15 protein-coding genes are annotated in these 17,251 nt (G+C 66.8%); 12 read left to right on the top strand and 3 right to left on the bottom strand.

The window, feature by feature from the left end; genetic code table 11:
• The first annotated feature begins 108 nt into the window (after nt 1-108).
• The 5 genes from U5760_RS26780 to msrQ all read left to right on the top strand — a co-directional run bounded on the left by U5760_RS26780 (nt 109) and on the right by msrQ (nt 6,284).
• Nucleotides 109-771, top strand: coding sequence for a c-type cytochrome (locus tag U5760_RS26780; protein ID WP_322015343.1), 663 nt, complete (start codon nt 109-111; stop codon nt 769-771).
• Nucleotides 772-899: 128 nt separating this feature from the next.
• Nucleotides 900-3,158, top strand: a complete 2,259-nt coding sequence (locus U5760_RS26775) for a cytochrome c biogenesis protein ResB (protein ID WP_322015342.1) — start codon at nt 900-902, stop codon at nt 3,156-3,158.
• Nucleotides 3,159-3,162: 4 nt separating this feature from the next.
• Nucleotides 3,163-4,383 carry a c-type cytochrome biogenesis protein CcsB gene (ccsB, locus tag U5760_RS26770; protein WP_322015341.1) on the top strand — a complete coding sequence of 407 codons (1,221 nt, stop codon included), beginning with the start codon at nt 3,163-3,165 and terminating at the stop codon, nt 4,381-4,383.
• A gap of 138 nt (nt 4,384-4,521) precedes the next feature.
• On the top strand, nt 4,522-5,523 hold the full coding sequence (gene msrP / locus U5760_RS26765) for a protein-methionine-sulfoxide reductase catalytic subunit MsrP (RefSeq protein WP_322015340.1): 1,002 nt from the start codon (nt 4,522-4,524) through the stop codon (nt 5,521-5,523).
• 20 nt (nt 5,524-5,543) lie between these two features.
• Nucleotides 5,544-6,284: a protein-methionine-sulfoxide reductase heme-binding subunit MsrQ gene (gene msrQ / locus U5760_RS26760; protein ID WP_322015339.1), complete on the top strand. Its 741-nt coding sequence runs from the start codon at nt 5,544-5,546 to the stop codon at nt 6,282-6,284.
• Nucleotides 6,285-6,397: 113 nt separating this feature from the next.
• Here the strand turns inward: msrQ and lysA are convergent, their stop codons facing one another.
• Together lysA and lptM are read right to left on the bottom strand one after the other, a co-directional pair.
• Nucleotides 6,398-7,669: a diaminopimelate decarboxylase gene (gene lysA / locus U5760_RS26755; protein WP_322015338.1), complete on the bottom strand. Its 1,272-nt coding sequence runs from the start codon at nt 7,667-7,669 to the stop codon at nt 6,398-6,400.
• Between the two features lie 9 nt (nt 7,670-7,678).
• The gene (gene lptM / locus U5760_RS26750) at nt 7,679-8,020 is read right to left on the bottom strand and encodes an LPS translocon maturation chaperone LptM (protein WP_322015337.1); all 342 of its coding nucleotides are present in this window, start codon (nt 8,018-8,020) and stop codon (nt 7,679-7,681) included.
• 89 nt (nt 8,021-8,109) lie between these two features.
• Here lptM and cyaY point away from each other — a divergent pair, with 89 nt between their 5' ends.
• Nucleotides 8,110-8,427: an iron donor protein CyaY gene (gene cyaY, locus U5760_RS26745; RefSeq protein ID WP_322015336.1), complete on the top strand. Its 318-nt coding sequence runs from the start codon at nt 8,110-8,112 to the stop codon at nt 8,425-8,427.
• 117 nt (nt 8,428-8,544) lie between these two features.
• Here the strand turns inward: cyaY and U5760_RS26740 are convergent, their stop codons facing one another.
• Nucleotides 8,545-10,989: a penicillin-binding protein 1A gene (locus U5760_RS26740; protein ID WP_322015335.1), complete on the bottom strand. Its 2,445-nt coding sequence runs from the start codon at nt 10,987-10,989 to the stop codon at nt 8,545-8,547.
• 250 nt (nt 10,990-11,239) lie between these two features.
• Here U5760_RS26740 and pilM point away from each other — a divergent pair, with 250 nt between their 5' ends.
• The 6 genes from pilM (at nt 11,240) to aroB (ending at nt 17,222) form a co-directional block, all read left to right on the top strand.
• Nucleotides 11,240-12,226: a type IV pilus biogenesis protein PilM gene (gene pilM, locus U5760_RS26735; RefSeq protein WP_322015334.1), complete on the top strand. Its 987-nt coding sequence runs from the start codon at nt 11,240-11,242 to the stop codon at nt 12,224-12,226.
• 122 nt (nt 12,227-12,348) lie between these two features.
• Nucleotides 12,349-12,888 (top strand): PilN domain-containing protein, encoded by a 540-nt coding sequence (locus U5760_RS26730; protein WP_322015333.1) that lies wholly within the window; start codon nt 12,349-12,351, stop codon nt 12,886-12,888.
• Nucleotides 12,885-13,757 (top strand): hypothetical protein, encoded by an 873-nt coding sequence (locus tag U5760_RS26725; protein ID WP_322015332.1) that lies wholly within the window; start codon nt 12,885-12,887, stop codon nt 13,755-13,757. The genes U5760_RS26730 and U5760_RS26725 overlap by 4 nt, the downstream gene beginning before the upstream one ends.
• Nucleotides 13,754-15,400 (top strand): type IV pilus secretin PilQ, encoded by a 1,647-nt coding sequence (pilQ, locus tag U5760_RS26720; RefSeq protein WP_322015331.1) that lies wholly within the window; start codon nt 13,754-13,756, stop codon nt 15,398-15,400. Before U5760_RS26725 ends, pilQ begins: the two co-directional genes overlap by 4 nt.
• A gap of 162 nt (nt 15,401-15,562) precedes the next feature.
• Nucleotides 15,563-16,114, top strand: coding sequence for a shikimate kinase AroK (gene aroK, locus U5760_RS26715; RefSeq protein ID WP_322015367.1), 552 nt, complete (start codon nt 15,563-15,565; stop codon nt 16,112-16,114).
• Nucleotides 16,115-16,139: 25 nt separating this feature from the next.
• Nucleotides 16,140-17,222: a 3-dehydroquinate synthase gene (gene aroB / locus U5760_RS26710; protein WP_322015366.1), complete on the top strand. Its 1,083-nt coding sequence runs from the start codon at nt 16,140-16,142 to the stop codon at nt 17,220-17,222.
• Nucleotides 17,223-17,251 lie beyond the last annotated feature (29 nt).

The following is a 17,251-nucleotide window of genomic DNA, read 5'->3' as shown; positions in this document are numbered from 1 at the left end:
CGATGGTTTACTGAATACCCGTGAGGCCAGCGCGGGCCTTTCGAGGTAGATCGGTCGCTGTCGTACTTTGCAGAACCTGATTCCCACAAGACGAAACAAGGTGCGCGAATGAATCGACTGGGCAAGTCCTTGAAGGTGCTTGAATTTGCGATAGCGGCGGGTCTTACTGCAGGTCTTACGATGGTGGCGGCACAAACGGCGGCAGCCGATCCGGCCAAACCGGATATTGCCCGCGGCCAGGCCATCGCCTCCCAGGTGTGCGCAGCCTGCCACGGCGCGGACGGCAACAGCACCGGCGGCGCCTATCCCAAGCTCGCCGGCCAGCACGCCGAATATCTCGTCAAAGAACTCAAGGACTTCAAATCGCAGGGTGGCAAGCCCCCCGCGCGTAATAACGCGATTATGGCGGGCTTCGCCTCCGCGCTGTCGGATCAGGATATGATCAACGTCGCAGCCTGGTTCGCCTCGCAGACGCCGAAACCCGGCTACGCGCGCGACGCGAAAACCGTGCCGCTCGGCCAGACGATCTGGCGCGCGGGGATCGCGGACAAGGGCGTGCCCGCGTGCGCGGCTTGCCACGGGCCGACCGGGCAGGGCATACCGATCCAGTATCCGCGCCTTTCGGGTCAGTGGTCGGAGTACATCGTCGCGCAGCTCGATGCCTTCCAGCAGGGCACGCGCAACAACAACGAGGCGATGCACACGATTGCGCATCGGCTTTCGGATGACGAAATCAAGGCGGTTGCCGACTACGCGGCCGGCCTGCATTAACGGCCGGCACGCATCACGCCGGCGGGTCGAAGAACAAGAAAAGGGTGAAGGCGCCGTGTGCGAGCGGTGGTCCTTCACCCTTTTTGCTGTCTGGCGAAGATCGGATCGCTGTTAGAAGCGGAGTTTGAATGAGCGTCACCACCTCGGGTTTGGAGTTGAACGTACGCCAGAAGGCGGTGCGAAGCGCGGTCGAGCTGCTCAGCTCGATGCGTTTCGCGATCTCGCTGCTGGTGGTGCTGGCCATCGCGAGCATCATCGGCACGGTGCTGACGCAGGACGACCCGTACCCCAATTACGTCAACCAGTTCGGTCCATTCTGGGCCGACATCTTCCGGTCGCTGAGCCTCTACACGGTCTATAGCGCCTGGTGGTTCATGACGATCCTCGGCTTTCTCGTCGCCTCGATCTCGCTTTGCGTGATCCGCAACGCGCCGAAGATGGTCGCCGACATGAAGAGCTGGAAGGACAAGGTCCGCGAAGGCAGCCTGCGCGCGTTCCATCACAAGGGCGAGTTCGCCCTTCCCGAGGCCTCGCGCGAACAAACCGTCGCGACGCTCGGCAAGCTTGTCGGGCGGCTCGGCTACCGGTTCGTCGTGCGCGAATCCGAAGGCGCCACGCTCATCGCCGCCAAGCGCGGCGCGCTCACGAGGATCGGCTACATCTTCGCCCACCTCGCGATCGTGGTGATCTGTCTCGGCGGCCTGCTCGACAGCAATCTGCCCATCAAATTCCAGATGTGGCTCTTCGACAAGACGCCCATCCGCAGCAACGCCGTCATCAACGACATTGCGCCCGAGCACCGGCTCTCCGCCTCGAATCCCACCTTCCGCGGCTACGCGTGGGTGCCCGAGGGCCAGTACGTCTCCACGGCGATCCTGAACCAGCCCGACGGCTCGCTGATCCAGGACCTGCCGTTCTCGATCCAGCTGAACAAGTTCATCGTCGATTACTACTCGACCGGCATGCCGAAGCTTTTCGCGAGCGACATCGTCGTGATCGACCACAAGACCGGCCAGCGCATCCCGGCGCGCATCGAGGTGAACGAGCCGTTCGAGTACGACGGCGTGTCGATCTACCAGTCGAGCTTCCAGGACGGCGGCTCGCAGATGTCGATGACGGCCTGGCCGATGGCCGGCGCGAGCGCGCAGAGCTTCCCGGTGGGCGGCACGATCGGCAACACCTCGCCGCTGAAGCTGCCGGCGCCCGGGTCGGTGCCGGGCGTCGACGGCCAGACCATCGAATTCGCCGATTTTCGCGCCATCAACGTGGAGAACATCTCGAACGGCAGCGGCGCGAACGACGTGCGCGGCGTCGCGCACCAGTCGCTCAAGGAGGCGTTCGACGAGCGCCTCGGCTCGGGCGCGAAGTCCTCGAAGCCGCTCGACCTGCATAACGTCGGGCCTTCGGTGCAGTACAAGATCCGCGACAAGGACGGCCAGGCGCGCGAGTACAACAACTACATGCTGCCCGTCGATGTGAGCGGCGCGCGCATGTTCCTCGCGGGCATGCGCGAGAACCCCGACGATCCGTTCCGCTATCTGCGCATTCCCGCCGACACGGGCGGCACGCCGAAGGAGTGGATGCTGCTGCGCGCGGCGTTCGAAGACCCGAAGCTGCGCGCCGAGGCGGCGCAGCGCTTTGCGGCGCGCTCCGTCCCCGATTCGAACAAGGAACTCCAGCAGCATCTCGAGGACAGTGCCCTGCGCGTGCTGACCCTCTTTGCGGGCACGGGCCAGCCGGGGGCGAAGCCCGCGGACCCGCAGGACGCGGGCGGCTTCCAGGCGGTGGCGGCCTTCATCGACAAGTCGGTGCCGAAGGACCAGCAGGAGAAGGCCGCGGGCCTGCTGCTGCGCATGCTGGAAGGCGCGACCTGGGATCTCTGGCAACTGGCGCGCGAGCAGGCCGGCGAACCCGATCTCAAGCCCGATGCCGACTCCGCGCGCTTCGTGCAGGATTCGATCAATGCGATTTCGGACAGCTTCCTGTACGGCGCACCTGTCTATCTACAGCTCGATTCATTCAAGCAGGTGCAAGCTTCGGTATTTCAGTTGACGCGCGCGCCGGGCAAGAAAGTCGTGTATCTTGGCAGCCTGCTCCTCGTGCTGGGCATCTTTTCGATGTTCTACGTGCGCGAGCGGCGGCTGTGGTTCTGGCTCAAGGATGCAGGCAGGGACAAGAATGGTCACGGCGTGGAAGTCATCATGGCCATGTCGACCGCACGCCGGACCCTCGACTTCGAAAAGGAGTTTGCCCGCACCCGCGACGCGGTAGGCCGCGCGCTGGGCGTGGCGCCCCAGGCTGAGTCCGGCGGCAAGGATGGCGGGGGCGATGAAAGCGGGCCGGACCGTGCGCTTCGATCCACGGATTCTGACGATCAACACCGGTAAGCCCATGGACTTGACCCAGGTTTCCTCTTCCGCAAACGCCCGGCGCACGAACCGCCCGGCGGCTACGGGCAGTACGCGCGACGCCCTTCACGACGCGCTCTTCGACGAACGCCCCTTTCTGCGCCGGCTGTCGGTCGTGGACTGGCTGTTCGCGCTCGCGCTGGTAGCCGGCGCGGGGTTCGCGCTCTCGCGCTACCACGCGCACATGAACTACTACGACAAGCTGGTGCTGTGCGGCACGGTGCCGGCGCTCGTCGTGCTGGGCTGGCGCTGGAAGCCGTCGCGCCTCCTGATGGCCGCGATCGCAGTGTTCTCGATCGGCGCGATCCAGATCTATCAGGGCGACCTTGCGCGCGCGGATTCGGCGTTCTTCCTCAAGTACTTCCTTTCGAGCCAGTCGGCCATCCTGTGGATGAGCGCGCTCTTCGTGCTTGCCACGCTGTTCTACTGGATCGGCCTCGTGTCGCGCTCGGAAACGGGCGGCGCGATCGGCTCGCGGCTCACGTGGGCGGCGGTGCTGATGGGCTTCGTCGGCCTGATGGTGCGCTGGTACGAGTCCTACCTGATCGGCGCGGATGTGGGCCATATCCCCATCTCGAACCTCTATGAAGTGTTCGTGCTGTTCAGCCTCATTACGGCGCTCTTTTATCTGTATTACGAAAGGCACTACAACACGCGCGCGCTCGGCGCGTTCGTGCTGCTCGTGATCAGCGCGGCCGTTGGCTTCCTGATGTGGTACTCGATCTCGCGCGACGCCCAGCAGATCCAGCCGCTCGTGCCCGCACTGCAAAGCTGGTGGATGAAGATCCACGTGCCGGCGAACTTCATCGGCTACGGCAGTTTCGCGCTTTCGGCCATGGTCGGCGTGGCTTACCTGATGAAGGAGCGCGGCGTGCTGGCGGACCGCCTGCCCGAGCTCGACGTGCTCGACGACGTCATGTACAAGTCGATCGCCGTCGGCTTCGCGTTCTTCACGATTGCGACGATCCTCGGCGCGCTCTGGGCCGCACAGGCGTGGGGCGGCTACTGGAGCTGGGACCCCAAGGAAACCTGGGCGCTGATCGTCTGGCTCAACTACGCGGCCTGGTTGCATATGCGGCTCATGAAGGGCCTGCGGGGCGGCGTCGCCGCCTGGTGGGCGCTTACCGGCCTGCTCGTGACCACGTTCGCCTTCCTGGGCGTGAACATGTTCCTTTCGGGCCTCCATAGTTACGGCAAGCTGTAACTTTCTCCGCCCGCAGGACGAACTAACCGTCGGATGCTTCGCACCGGCGGTTTTTTTTCGTTTCCAGGGAAGGTTCGGATGTCTCGCGTGTTAGTCCCGATGTGGACCGTAGCGGCCCGAGCGACAAGGAGTGGCAATATGTGGACCAGGCGCAGCAGCAGGATCCTCCTCAACGGCGACGACATCGCCGCGAGCGAGATCACGCCTCAAAAGGTATTCGAGCAGCGCAGACGGCTGCTGCAGGCTGCGGGTGCGCTCGCGCTCGGCGGCATTGCGGGGTCGTTCGGCGCCACGCGTGCGTTCGCCGCGTTTTCGTCGCCCGACCCCAAGGCGCAGAAGCTCGCGGCGAAGACCGACGCGAAGTTCGTTGCGCTCGACAAGGCGACGCCGTACAAGGACGTCACCACCTACAACAACTTCTACGAGTTCGGCACCGACAAGAGCGATCCGGCCGAGAACGCCCACACGCTGCGGCCGCGCCCGTGGCGCGTGAGCGTGGAGGGCGAGGTGAAGAACCCGAAGGTGTACGACATCGACGAGATTCTCAAGCTGGCGCCGCTCGAGGAGCGCGTGTACCGCCACCGCTGCGTAGAAGGCTGGTCGATGGTGATTCCGTGGATCGGCGTGCCGCTTTCCGAGCTGATCCGCCGTGCACAGCCGACCGGCAACGCGCGCTACGTGCAGTTCATCACGCTGGCGGACCCTTCGCAGATGCCGGGTCTCGCGCAGCCGATTCTCGACTGGCCGTATTCCGAAGGCCTGCGCATGGATGAAGCCATGAATCCGCTGACGCTGCTCACGGTGGGCCTCTACGGCCAGGTGCTGCCGAACCAGAACGGCGCGCCTGTGCGCATCGTCGTGCCGTGGAAGTACGGCTTCAAGAGCGCCAAGTCGATCGTGAAGATCCGCTTCGTGGAGGCGCAGCCGCCCACGAGCTGGAACACCTATGCGTCGAACGAGTACGGCTTTTACTCGAACGTGAACCCGAACGTCGATCACCCGCGCTGGAGCCAGGCCACGGAGCGGCGCATCGGCGAGGACGGCTTTTTCACGCCCAAGCGCAAGACGCTGATGTTCAACGGCTACAGCGATCTGGTGGCGTCGATGTATCAAGGCATGGATCTGCGCAAGAACTTCTGACGCGCAAACCCGAGGCAGCCATGGAGCAACCGATGGAATCGACAACGACATCCGGCACCGCGCCCGCCGCCGCCGGAACATCGCGCGCGGCGGCGAAGCGTCCGGCCGCGAAAGTCCAGGCCAGGGCACCCGCCGGGCCGCGCTGGCTGCCGTGGGCGAAGGTGGCCGTGTTCGTGGCGGCATGGTATCCGCTCGCGCGCATCATCCTCTTTGGCGTGACCGGGCAGATCGGCGCGAATCCGATCGAGTTCATCACCCGCTCGACCGGCCTCTGGACGCTCGTGTTTCTCTGCATCACGCTGGCGGTCACGCCGCTGCGCAAGCTCACCGGCTGGAACACGCTGATCCGCTTTCGCCGCATGCTCGGCCTCTATGCGTTTTTCTACGCGGCGCTCCACTTCACGACCTATATCTGGTTCGACAAGTGGTTCGACGTGGCCGCCATGCTCAAGGACGTCGGCAAGCGGCCCTTCATCACCGTGGGTTTCGCGGCATTCGTGCTGCTGATTCCGCTCGCCGTGACCTCGACGCGCGGCATGGCGCGCCGGCTCGGACGCCGCTGGCAGACGCTGCATCGCCTGATCTATCCGATCGGCGTGCTGGCGATCCTGCACTTCTGGTGGATGAAGGCGGGCAAACACGATCTCGCCCAGCCGAAACTCTATGCGGCGATCGTGATCGTGCTGCTGGGCTGGCGGGTGGTGACGTGGCTTCTCGCGCGACATCGGGCGAATGCGGCCGTCGGGACGCGGGCGGGATAGGGAAGAACTTCGGGCAGCACCGCGCTTCGGGTGCAACGCATGCACGTAAAAAAAGCGACGTCTCGTTCTACGAGGCGTCGCTTTTTTGCTTCCGGCGCTTGAGCGTGCCGGGTTCAGTCCGGCAGGATCTGCTCGCCGGCGAGCAGTTGCGCCACGGTCTCACGTGCGCGGGCGACGTGCACCTGCGTGCCGTCGACCAGCACTTCGGCGGCGCGCGGACGCGAGTTGTAGTTCGAGCTCATCACGAAGCCGTAGGCGCCCGCCGAGCGGATCGCGAGCAGGTCGCCGGGCTCGATCGCGAGCGTACGGGCGCGGCCCAGCCAGTCGCCGCTCTCGCACACGGGGCCGACCACGTCGTAGGTCTCTGCGGCCGCATTGCGCTCGGCCACGGGTTCGATCGCGTGGTACGCGTCGTACATCGCGGGACGCGCGAGGTCGTTCATCGCGGCATCGACGATGGCGAAGTTCTTCTCCGCGCCTGGCTTCAGGAACTCGACGCGCGTGAGCAGCACGCCGGCATTGCCGACCAGCGAGCGGCCCGGCTCGAAAAACACCTCGCGCGCGCGGCCCGTCTTCGCGCCATGCGCTTCGATGCGATCGAGCACCGTGCGCACGAACGTGCCGATGTCGGGCGGCGTTTCGTCGTCGTAGCGAATGCCGAGACCGCCGCCCACGTCGATGTGATGGATCGCCAGGCCGTCGGCCTCGATCTGGTCCACGAGTTCGAGCAGCTTGTCGATGGCGTCGAGGTACGGTGCGATTTCGGTGATCTGCGAACCGATATGGCAGTCGATACCCACCACCTCGAGATGCGGCATGGCGGCGGCTGCGCGATAGGTGGCGCGTGCGTCGTCGAACGCCACGCCGAACTTGTTCGCCTTCAGGCCCGTCGAGATGTAGGGGTGCGTCTTGGGATCGACATCGGGATTCACGCGCAGCGAGACCGGCGCCTTCTTGCCGAGCGCGCCCGCAACGGCGTTCAGACGGTCGAGTTCGGGAATCGACTCGACGTTGAAGCACTTCACGCCCGCTTCGAGTGCCGTGCGCATGTCGTCGGCCGTCTTGCCGACGCCGGAGAACACTACGTTCTCCGCCTTGCCGCCCGCGGCCAGCACGCGGGCGAGTTCGCCGCCCGAAACGATGTCGAAGCCGGCGCCGAGGCGCGCGAACACGTTGAGCACCGCGAGGTTGCTGTTGGCCTTGACCGCGACGTGGATCGATGCGCGGCGGCCGGCGCAGGCGTCGGCATAGGCGTGCCATGCGGCGGTGAGGGCCGCGCGCGAATACACGTAGAGCGGCGTGCCGAACTGCGCGGCGAGATCGTTGGCGCAAACGCCTTCGACGTAAAGTGTGCCGTCGATGCGGTGGAAAGCGGGCTGGGTCATGCGAGCGTCTTATTCGGTTGGCGTGGCGCTGGAGGCCGGTTGCGGGTTCGCCGGCGCCGTCGGGGTCGTGCTGAGTCCGGTGTCGGGGGACAGCGTGAGCGGCGTGCCGGACGTGTCGGGAATCGAGCCTGCCTCGGCGCCCGAGGCCGACGAAACGCCCGAGGCCGCGGAAGCCGCATCGGCGGCGGCTGTTCCGGTGTCCTGCGTTTCGAAGTTGGGCTTGGCGGGGAGCGGTGGCACCGTGGGCATGTAGAGCGGCCCGCGTTGCCCGCAGCCGGCAAGTGCCGCGGCTGCAAAGACTGCCGAAATCGCTAGAATGGCGCCGCGCGCCGGTACAACGCGCTTCGCCATGCTGGACGCTGCCACTCCGCGCGTCGCAGCGCGCATCCTCGAAATGGCACGCATAATTGTCCCTGAATGAATAACCGATGGAGTTTAGCATGACCGACAGTGACTACCTGAGCCGGGCGGAAGCCGTGCTGGCAGCGGTGGAGCGCGCCGTCGACGAGGCCGATGCCGATATCGAACTCGAACGCAGCGGCAATGTCCTGACGCTCGAATTCGAGAACCGGACCAAGATCATCGTGAACCTGCAGCCGCCGATGAGCGAGATCTGGATCGCGGCCAAGGCGGGCGGTTTTCACTACCGCTACATCGATGGCGAGTGGCGCGATACGCGCTCGGGCACGGAGTTCTACTCGGCGCTGTCGGCCTATGCGACCGAGCAGGCCGGCGAGCCGGTCAGCTTCGAGCCTTGATTGTTGCGCGCGGGCTCGCGACGACCACGACGCCCGCGCCCGCGACTGCGTTTTTCGCGCAGCGCGCGTGAGGACGCGGCGGCATGCGAGGCGCCGCCCGCTCGGTCACCCGCCTGTTCAGTGCCCGCGGAACAGGTTCATGATGTCTTCCTTTTCCTTCGCATTCACCTGCTCCGGCGCGGGCGCCTGTGTCGTGTCGCCGGCCCCTGTGACATCCGAAGCGCCGCTCGCCGCGGCGTCGAGTGCGGCCTGGCTGATGCCGACCGTGGAGACGAAGCCGTTGCCCGGCGTCATGTCGGCGTAGTACAGCTCGTCGCCTAGCGTCACCACGCCGTCGGGCATCGGCATCCGGTATTCCGGCACGCCGTTGAGCGCCTTCGCCATGTAATCGATCCACACCGGTAGCGCGAGGCCGCCGCCCGTTTCCTTGTCGCCGAGGCTGCGCGGGTTGTCGTAGCCCATCCACGCGATGGCCGTGAGCGTGTGCTGATAGCCCGCGAACCAGGCATCGCGCGAGTCGTTGGTGGTGCCGGTCTTGCCGCCGAGGTCGGTGCGCCTGAGTGCGTTGGACTTCGCGCCCGTGCCGCGCTGCGCGACGCTCTGCAAGAGGCTGTTCATGATGTACGCGTTGCGCGGATCGATCGCGCGCGGCGCATTCTGCTGCGCGACGAGCGGCTGCGCTTGCGTCACCACCATGCCGCGCTGGTCGGTCACTTCGGCGATCAGATACGGATTCACGCGATAGCCGCCGTTGGCGAACACCGAGTAGCCCGCCGCCATCTGCAACGGCGTGACGAGACCCGCGCCGAGCGCCATGGGCAGATAGGCCGGATGGCGGTCGGCGTCGAAGCCGAAGCGCGTGATGTACTGCTGCGCGTACTTCGTGCCGATATGGTTGAGGATGCGGATCGACACGAGGTTCTTCGACTTCATGAGCGCCGTGCGCATCGTCATCGGGCCATCGAAGCCGCCGCCGTAATTCTTCGGCTCCCACGCCTGGCCGCCCGTTTCGGCGGCGCTGAAGAAGAGCGGCGCGTCGTTGATGATCGTGGCCGGCCCGAGCCCCTTGTCGAGCGAAGCCGAATAGATGAACGGCTTGAAGCTCGACCCCGGTTGCCGCCAGGCCTGCGTCACGTGGTTGAACTTGTTCTTGTTGAAGTCGAAGCCGCCCACGAGCGCGCGCACCGCACCGTCCTGCGGCACGACCGAAACGAAGGCGCCTTCGATCTGCGGCAGCTGGGTGATCGACCAGTCGCCTGCGTCGTTGCGCACGAGCCGGATGATCGCGCCCGGGCGGATGCGCTGGCTGGGCTGCGCGCGCGGGCCGAGCGCGAACTGCGCGAAGCGCAGGCCGTCGCCCTGGAGCGTGGCGGTATTGCCATCGATGAACGTGGCCTGCACGGCCTTCGGGCTGGCGGCGGTCACGACTGCCGCGACGAGTTCGCCGTTGTCGGGGTGTTCGAGCAGCGCGTCGTCGATGGCCTGCTCGCGGTCGTCGGCATCGGCGGGCAGGTCGATGAACGCTTCGGGGCCGCGGTAGCCGTGGCGCCGTTCGTAGTCCATGAGGCCCTTGCGCAGCGCGCGGTACGCCACGTCCTGGTCGGCGGAATCGATGGTCGTGACGACGTTCAGGCCACGCGTGTAGGCCTCTTCGTGGTACTGCGCGTACATCATCTGGCGCACCATTTCGGCCACGTATTCCGCGTGAACGCTGTACTCCTTGCCCGCGCTCTTGACGATGAGCGGCTGCTTCACCGCCTCGTCGTATTGTTCCTGCGTGATGTAGCGCAGCTCCAGCATGCGCTCGAGGATGTACTCCTGACGAACCTTGGCCCGCTTCGGATTGACGACAGGGTTATAGGCGGACGGCGCCTTGGGCAGGCCCGCGAGCATCGCGCACTCGGCGAGCGTGAGGTTCTTCAGATCCTTGCCGAAATACACGCGCGCCGCGCTGGCGAAGCCGTACGCGCGCTGCCCGAGGTAGATCTGGTTCATGTAGACCTCGAGGATCTGGTCCTTCGAGAGCTTAGACTCGATCTTGTAGGCGAGCAGCATCTCGTAGATCTTGCGTGTGTAGGTCTTTTCGCTCGAGAGAAAGAAGTTGCGCGCGACCTGCATGGTGATCGTGCTCGCGCCTTGCGTGGCATGCCCGTTGGTGAGCGCGACGACGCCCGCGCGCGCAATGCCCGTGAGATCCACGCCGCCGTGGTCGTAGAAACGCGCGTCCTCGATTGCGAGCACGGCCTTCTTGAGGTTGTCCGGCACGTCCTGGATGTGCACGATGTCACGCCGTTCTTCGCCGAATTCGCCGATCAGCACGTGGTCGCGCGTGTAGATGCGCAGCGGCACCTTGGGCCGGTAGTCGGTGAGCGCATCGAGCGACGGCAGGTTGGGCGTCGCGACGATCAGCGCGTAGCCGAGCACCAGCGCCACGCAGGCGATGCCCGCCACGATCAGGCCCGCGAAGCCGATCAGCAGCGTGGCCCACCACGGGCGCCGGCGCCGCCGGGGGGCAGGCGGCGGGGGCGGCGGAACGGACGACGGGGACGAAGTTTCTTGCATACGGACACCGGAAAAACAGTCCCGCGATTATAGCCGCCCCACCTGTGTCGCTTTCGGGATGCTTACATGGGCGAGGCGAGAACCGCCAGAGGCATATCCGCACTCTAGACGCGGCCCTCGCGCGTGACCAGCGGCGGCGGTGAGGTTTGGCCGTTCGGCCGAGTATTCGCGGACCCTGCGGATTCGCACAATGGCCCTACCGCAAACGCCGCGAATGGTTCGTGGCGGGCGTAGCGAGTGGGGGATTGCGATGGACTTCGGGAAACCGATGTTGCTGGGCGCGCGCCGTTTTGCCGCGGGTGTCGACGTGGCGGCGCGCGGCGTCACGCTGGCGGTGCTGAGCCGGCGTTTGCTCGGCTCGGCGCCGTTGCGCCTCGAGTGGCTGGCGAGCCTGCCGCTGGCCCGGGAGGCCATGGCGGGCGCGGATATCGTCGACCGGGACGCGGTGGTGGAGGCATTGCGCGGTGTGTTCGGGCAGGTGCCGCGCGAGTGTCTCGGCGCTTCGATGCGCTGTGCGATGGCGCTGCCCGCGAGCGCCACGCTCGTCGCGACCGTGCCGCTGGCGCAACTCGCGCCAATGGGTTGTGCGGCGGACGAATCGCGAATCTACGCCGAACTCGAACCGCTCGTGCTGGCAGAGGCGGAGCGCGTGGCCGGCATCGAGCGTCACGAGCTCGCCGTGGACTGGCGCGTGGCGCCGTGGGCCGGTGCGCTGCCGGGCGGCACGCAGGTCACAATCGCCGCGACGGCGCGGGCGCATCTGGAGGCGCGCATCGAGTGCGCCGCCATGGCGGGCGTCACCTTGTGCGCGGTGGACGACGAGGCACATGCGGCGCTGCGTGCGATGCGCCACGCGGCCGCGTACGAGCTCTCGCCCCACGAGCCCTACGTGGCGCTGTGGATCGGAGCCGAGGGCATACGCGGCTGGATGATGGCCGACGACGCGATCGCGCGCGAGATGCGCTTTCCCGCGCTCGAATATGCGGACCTCGTCGAGGCGCTGCGCGATCTCGTGCGGGACGAACAGGCGGGCTGTGCGGTGGTGGCGGGCGACATCGGCCTGCTTCGCGGCGTGCACTTCACGCTCCGGGACATGGGGGACGTGCTGGGCTGCCCGATCCTGCCGTTCGAATGCGCAACGCTGGCCGACCCCGAGCGGCCATTGGCGGCGGACCTGTTGCACAACCCGGCCTGTGCGGTGGCATTCGGCCTCGCGTTGCGCGGAGTGAGCGAGTGAGGCGCGGGGGCCGCAACGCGGCGAATCGCCTGGCGTCGAACGTGGGATTCAACCTGCTGCCGTGGCGGCATCGAGAGATGCGCCGGCGGCGTCGGCACAGGCTATTCGAGTGGTGTGCCGCAGTGCTGCTGGGGTGCTTGTGTGCGGCGCCACTTGCGGGATGGCAACTGCGGCTGCGCGCCCAGGCCGACGCGAAGCGCGAGACAGTCGAACAGGCGGCGGCGCGACTCAGTTCGCCGCTGGCCGAAGCCACGCGGCTGGAGAGCGAGGCAACGGCGCAACGAACTGCCGCCCAGCAGGCGCAGCAGCATGCGAAGCCGCTCACTCATCTGGTGACGCTGTTCGATGCGCTGGCGAGTGAGGCAACGGTAGGCGTCGTGTTGCAGCAGGTCGAGCAGCACGGCAACGAGACGGAGCTTCAGGCGACGGCCGCCGACGAGACCGCGGCCGCCGCGTGGCTCGAACGACTGCGGACCTTGCCCGAGGCCGGCGCCGTGAACGTGCGCGAACTGAAGCGCGCTTCTGCTGCGAGCGGTGCGAAACATCAGACTGTACCGGCGCAGCCGATCCGCGTGATGGCGAGGCTCGTCTGGCGAGATGCCGCGGCAGCGGCGAAGCCGGTAGCGGCCAGCAGCGCCAGAAAAGAGAGGAATGCGAAATGAGTAGTGTGTTCGGCGGACGTCTGGGTTCGATCGCGAATGGTGACGTCGGTGCGCTGCACCGGTGGACATCGCTGCACGCGTGGAATGGGCGCCAGCGGCTCGGCGTATTCGTGGCGCTGGCGGTGCTCACTGCGGGTCTCGCGGTTATTGCATGCGTCGCATGCGATTTCACCGGGCTGCATACAGCCGAGGCAGCTTTGGCCGATGCCGAGCGCGCGCTCCCGAAGGCGCAGCAAACCGTGGCCAGTCTGCCCGCGCTTCGGGCCGCGGCAGCTTCACGGGCGACGATGCCGCGCCTGCATCCGGACTCGGCGGCTGGCGATCTGCGCGGGGTGTCCGAACTTGCGGCGAGATCGGGGTTGTCCTTGTTATCGCTTGAGCCGGCAGCGGCGGGCGGCTCGGGCGTAGAAGTCTTCCGCACGTTCAAGCTGACCGCGCAGGGCGGTTTTGCGCAGATGCAAAGCCTGCTTGTCGGGCTGACCGCGGCGCCGGGCTTGATCGTTCCTGTCGAGATTTCAATCAAGCGCAATGCTGGCAGTGGCCTTTCGATTACCGCTGCCATGCAGGTTTTCGAACGGCTTCCCGCCATTCATTTGCGTCGCCAGCCGGATGGAAACGAGGTCTCGCAAATCGATCCGTTTGCGGAGGGTGAGGCACTCGCGGCGGGCACCGGTTCGCTGCGACTGGCAGGCACCCTGCAGGACGACGCGGGTATCGTCGCGCTCCTCGAAACGCCGACGCGTACCGAGGCCGTGAAATCCGGACAGCCGTTCGGATCAGGCCGTATCGAGCAGATTACCCCGACGCACGTGCTGCTTTCGTCCGGCGGCGCGAACCAGCGGCTGGCCTGGGCGGAGGAGCCGAAATGAGGCGCCTGCCCGCTGCGTTCTTGACGCTGGCTTGCCTCGGTGTCGTGGCCGATGCCGAATCCGCTGTGCCGCCGCCTCTGCCCACACTGGAAACCGGAGCGCGAGCTATTGCGCGCTATTTGGTGCCGCCTTTGCCCCAAGGTGTCGATGGAGACGGCGCCACGGGGTGGGCGCCCAATCCGTTCGCGAGCGATGTGGGCGGAGCGGACGAGAGGGCCGACCGCCCGGGCGCCGGTTCGGATGGCACGGTGGCAAATCCCGACGAAGCCCCGGGCACCAGCTCCGGCGCGAGTGCGGGAACAAGCGTCGGAGCAAGCGCAGGCGCGAACACGAGCGCCGCAGCAACAGCCGGCGAGCCGCTCGAAGGGCCGCCCGTTCCGTTGCGCGCCCAGCCGCGGCTGAGTGACCCCGCATCGAAGTCCGATGGCTTGCCGCCCGACCGCCCCATCACGCTCAATTTCCAGCGAGCGGAGATTTCGGCCGTTCTACAGGCGTTCGCGGCCTTCACCAGGCTGAATATCGTCGTCAGCGAACGCGTGCGCGGCCCGGTGACGCTGCGGCTGAATCGCGTGCCGTGGCGTGTCGCGTTCGATCTGCTGCTGGAGGTGAATGGCCTCGCGATGGAGCGCAACGGCAACGTCATCTGGGTCGCCCCGGTCGCCGATCTGGCCGCACGCGAGCGGCAACGCTTCGAAGCGCACGCGCGGGCCGCCGAACTCGAGCCGCTGGCGAGCCGCGCGTTCGAGCTGCACTACGCGCGTGCCGAGGATGTCCGGCGCCTCCTGAACGGCTCGGGCACGCAGCGTGCCTTATCGAAGCGCGGCGCCGCGGTGGCCGACGCGCGCACGAACCTGCTCTTCGTGACCGATTTGCCTGCACGTCTCGACCAGATGGCCGACCTGATCGGGCAGCTCGATACGCCTGCCCGGCAGGTGCTGATCGAGGCGCGCATCGTCGAGGGGGACCAGGGGCTATCGCGCGAGTTGGGCGTGCGGCTGGGTCTGGCCTCGACAAATACCGACGGTTCGGTGCGTGGCCTGCACGGCGCTTCGGACGGCACGGTCTACGACCTCACCGCCGGTGCGCTCTCGGGCTTCGGTCCCGCGCAGGCCGGGATCTCGCTGCTGGCCGCGGGCGCTACGCGCCTGCTCGACCTCCAGTTGAGCGCGCTCGAGGCCGAGGGACGCGGGCATGTGGTGTCGAGCCCGCGCGTCGTTACGGCCGACCGCACGCGCGCCATCGTCGAGCAGGGCACCGAGGTGCCTTACCAGGCGAAGGTCGGGCAGGGCGTGTCCGGTGTGCAGTTCCGCCGCGCGAGCCTCAAGCTGGAAGTCGAGCCGCAGATCACGCCCGATGGACACGTGATTCTGGACCTCGACGTGGCCAAGGACAGCGTCGGCGAGCAGACCGCCGCAGGGCCCGCTATCAATACGAAACACGTGCAGACGCGCGTCGAGATCGAGGACGGCGGCACCGTGACGATAGGCGGTATCGACGCATCCGACGACCGCGACGATGTGACGCGTGTGCCGCTCCTGGGCAAAATACCCATTTTGGGCGCGCTTTTTTCGCATCGGTCGCACCGCGACCAGCGCAGCGAACTGGTGGTGTTCATTACGCCGCGCGTCGTCGGGGCGAATTGACCCCCAATTGACCCGAGCCTGCGGCACTGGCTTGCGGCGGCTCGCCCCGGCCGGCCGAGCGCCGACGCAAGGCCGGCAGCGGGCGTGCCCGCCGCGGCCCGCAGGCTCGACAACCCCGCTGCTTTGCCAGTAAGCTGCGGCACCAACCTCAACCTGGAAACGCTGCAAGTGCGGGACGCAAACGCCAATGTTTTTTTCGTAGGGCTCATGGGCGCCGGCAAGACAACCGTGGGCCGGGCGGTCGCGCGCCGGCTGGAGCGTGAGTTTTTCGACTCCGACCACGAGATCGAGGCCCGCACGGGCGCACGCATCCCTGTGATCTTCGAGCTGGAAGGCGAGTCGGGCTTTCGCGAGCGCGAGGCCCACGTGATCGACGAGCTGACGAACCGCGGGGGCATCGTGCTCGCGACCGGCGGCGGCGCCGTGCTGCGGCCCGAAAACCGCGCGGCGCTCAAGGAGCGCGGCTTCGTCGTCTATCTGCGCGCGACGCCGCACGACCTGTGGCTGCGCACCCGGCGCGACAAGAACCGGCCGCTCCTGCAGACCGAAGACCCGAAGGCGCGGCTGGAAGCGCTCTACGAGGTCCGCGACCCGCTCTACCGCGAAGTTGCCGACTTCGTGATCGAAACGGGCCGGCCGTCGGTGAACGGGCTCGTCAACATGGTGCTGATGCAGCTCGACATGGTCGGCGTCGCGCGAACCCCGGCGCGCTGAAGGCGCGTCAGTCATAATGACCAGCATGATTACCGTCAACGTCGAACTGGGCGATCGCGCCTATCCCATCCATATCGGCACCGGCCTCATCGGTCAGACGGCGCTTTTTGCGCCGCATATCGCGGGCAAGTCGGTGACGATCGTCACGAATACCGTCGTCGATCCGCTGTACGGCGAGACCCTGCGCGCCGCGCTCGCGCCGCTCGGCAAGGACGTCAATACCGTCGTGCTGCCGGACGGCGAGGCGCACAAGAACTGGGAAACGCTCAACGAGATCTTCGACGCGCTCCTCACCGCGCGCGCGGACCGCAAGACCACGCTGATCGCGCTCGGCGGCGGCGTGACGGGCGACATGACCGGTTTCGCCGCGGCCTGCTACATGCGCGGGGTGCCGTTCATCCAGGTGCCGACCACGCTGCTTTCGCAGGTCGATTCGTCGGTGGGCGGCAAGACGGGGATCAATCACCCGCTCGGCAAGAACATGATCGGCGCGTTCTATCAGCCGCAGGCCGTGATCGCCGATATCGGCGTGCTCTCCACGCTGCCGCCGCGCGAGCTGGCGGCCGGCATCGCCGAAGTGATCAAGACGGGCGCCATTGCCGACGCGGAATTCTTCGACTGGATCGAGGCGAACGTCGAGGCGCTGAACCGCTGCGATCCCCAGGCGCTCGCGCTCGCGGTGAAGCGCTCGTGCGAGATCAAGGCTTCTGTGGTGGCCGCCGACGAGCGCGAAGGCGGCCTGCGCGCGATCCTGAACTTCGGTCACACGTTTGGCCACGCGATCGAGGCGGGCCTCGGTTACGGCGAATGGCTGCATGGCGAGGCGGTGGGCTGCGGCATGGTGATGGCGGCCGATCTTTCGGTGCGGCTCGGCCATCTGGACGAGGCCTCGCGCGAGCGGCTCGTGCGCGTGGTGGCAGCCGCGAAACTGCCGGTGCGCGCGCCCGCACTCGGCGCCGACCGCTATGTCGACCTGATGCAGGTGGACAAGAAAGCCGAAGGCGGGGCGATCAAGTTCATCCTGCTGAAACGCTTCGGCGACACGCTCATCACGCGCGCGCCCGACGAAGCGGTCGACGCTACGCTCGCCGCCACGACGAAGGACTGAGTGCGCCGCCCCACACAGCTTGCGGAGGA

Origin of the sequence: Paraburkholderia sp. J12, from assembly GCF_905220215.1 — a bacterium.
Lineage (GTDB): Bacteria > Pseudomonadota > Gammaproteobacteria > Burkholderiales > Burkholderiaceae > Paraburkholderia.
The sequence above is the reverse complement of the archived record's forward strand: the minus strand, read 5'-3'. Positions and strand labels throughout refer to the sequence as shown.

Excerpts from the sequence above, each read along its gene's own strand:
- U5760_RS26780 (WP_322015343.1), top strand. The coding sequence starts at position 109 with ATGAATCGACTGGGCAAGTCCTTGAAGGTGCTTGAATTTGCGATAGCG.
- U5760_RS26775 (WP_322015342.1), top strand. The coding sequence starts at position 900 with ATGAGCGTCACCACCTCGGGTTTGGAGTTGAACGTACGCCAGAAGGCG.
- ccsB (WP_322015341.1), top strand. The coding sequence starts at position 3,163 with ATGGACTTGACCCAGGTTTCCTCTTCCGCAAACGCCCGGCGCACGAAC.
- msrP (WP_322015340.1), top strand. The coding sequence starts at position 4,522 with ATGTGGACCAGGCGCAGCAGCAGGATCCTCCTCAACGGCGACGACATC.
- msrQ (WP_322015339.1), top strand. The coding sequence starts at position 5,544 with ATGGAGCAACCGATGGAATCGACAACGACATCCGGCACCGCGCCCGCC.
- lysA (WP_322015338.1), bottom strand. The coding sequence starts at position 7,669 with ATGACCCAGCCCGCTTTCCACCGCATCGACGGCACACTTTACGTCGAA.
- lptM (WP_322015337.1), bottom strand. The coding sequence starts at position 8,020 with ATGGCGAAGCGCGTTGTACCGGCGCGCGGCGCCATTCTAGCGATTTCG.
- cyaY (WP_322015336.1), top strand. The coding sequence starts at position 8,110 with ATGACCGACAGTGACTACCTGAGCCGGGCGGAAGCCGTGCTGGCAGCG.
- U5760_RS26740 (WP_322015335.1), bottom strand. The coding sequence starts at position 10,989 with ATGCAAGAAACTTCGTCCCCGTCGTCCGTTCCGCCGCCCCCGCCGCCT.
- pilM (WP_322015334.1), top strand. The coding sequence starts at position 11,240 with ATGGACTTCGGGAAACCGATGTTGCTGGGCGCGCGCCGTTTTGCCGCG.
- U5760_RS26725 (WP_322015332.1), top strand. The coding sequence starts at position 12,885 with ATGAGTAGTGTGTTCGGCGGACGTCTGGGTTCGATCGCGAATGGTGAC.
- pilQ (WP_322015331.1), top strand. The coding sequence starts at position 13,754 with ATGAGGCGCCTGCCCGCTGCGTTCTTGACGCTGGCTTGCCTCGGTGTC.
- aroB (WP_322015366.1), top strand. The coding sequence starts at position 16,140 with ATGATTACCGTCAACGTCGAACTGGGCGATCGCGCCTATCCCATCCAT.